Raw genomic sequence first — 886 nt, 5'->3', positions numbered from 1 at the left:
TTTCTTATGGATTTGACCAAGCTTTTTATCTTGCAACCCTTATATTTGTTGCCTTGTGGGAGTTTCGGTGGATGGACAATTAAGTTGACATAGCGTAATTTATTACAGAACAATTATCATTCCCGCGTAGGCGGGAATGATATAAAAAAGTGGCTTCATCAAGTTATCCTGAATCTAAGCAAATTGAACTTAGATTTTTAATAGATTTATTTTTTTGAACCGAAAGATAGGCCAGCAAACTTTTTATTAAAGTCACTGACATTTTTATTTGATTGGTTAACCATATTGATTACGTTCTTATTCCAAGCAGGATGCTCACGAAAATCAACGTCCATTAAAATTTCTCCTGATTTCAGAGTTGACATAGTCGAGAACTCATCATTACGAATTTTAATTTTTAGACCTTTATATTCAGGGTGTATATTTTTTCTCATGCAGCTAACTCTTTTTTCTTCTTAAAGATTTCTCTTTTTACTTTTTTAGCTTTATCCGACATCATAGAATCGTTAGCTTTAAGAATAAATAAATCAAAGCCACCGTTTTTCTCAACGGTTCTCAAAGCTCTTGCCACTACTTTTAACCTATATTTTTGTCCAGTAATTTCGCTTTTATACTCTACTGTTTTGATATTAGGCTCAAAGCGTCTTCTAGTTTTTCTTTGTGAGTGCGATACGTTATTCCCATACTGCACTGCAACACCAGTTAATTCACATTTGCGAGACATGTCAGATTCCCATAAAATTACGTTTAATGATAGGGAGAATATAGATTTTTGCTCTATCTGTCAAGCACCTATTGTATCATTATTTAGTCTCTCCGTCAAAACTCTAAATTTTTGATATAATTTCAAGAATTTCAAAAATAAATCACCGCACATTCATTTTTT

Annotated in this window: 2 protein-coding genes; both read right to left on the bottom strand. The window is 32.4% G+C overall.

Annotated features, from left to right (window positions below):
- Positions 1–206: 206 nt before the first annotated feature.
- Positions 207–434, bottom strand: coding sequence for a 50S ribosomal protein L31 (rpmE, locus tag Megvenef_RS09705; protein WP_322777704.1), 228 nt, complete (start codon positions 432–434; stop codon positions 207–209).
- On the bottom strand, positions 431–724 hold the full coding sequence (gene rpmB, locus Megvenef_RS09700) for a 50S ribosomal protein L28 (protein WP_322777703.1): 294 nt from the start codon (positions 722–724) through the stop codon (positions 431–433). The genes rpmE and rpmB overlap by 4 nt, the downstream gene beginning before the upstream one ends.
- Positions 725–886 lie beyond the last annotated feature (162 nt).

The sequence above is a fragment of the Candidatus Megaera venefica genome, from assembly GCF_034554655.1.
Lineage (GTDB): Bacteria > Pseudomonadota > Alphaproteobacteria > Rickettsiales > Rickettsiaceae > Megaera_A > Megaera_A venefica.
The sequence above is the reverse complement of the archived record's forward strand: the minus strand, read 5'-3'. Positions and strand labels throughout refer to the sequence as shown.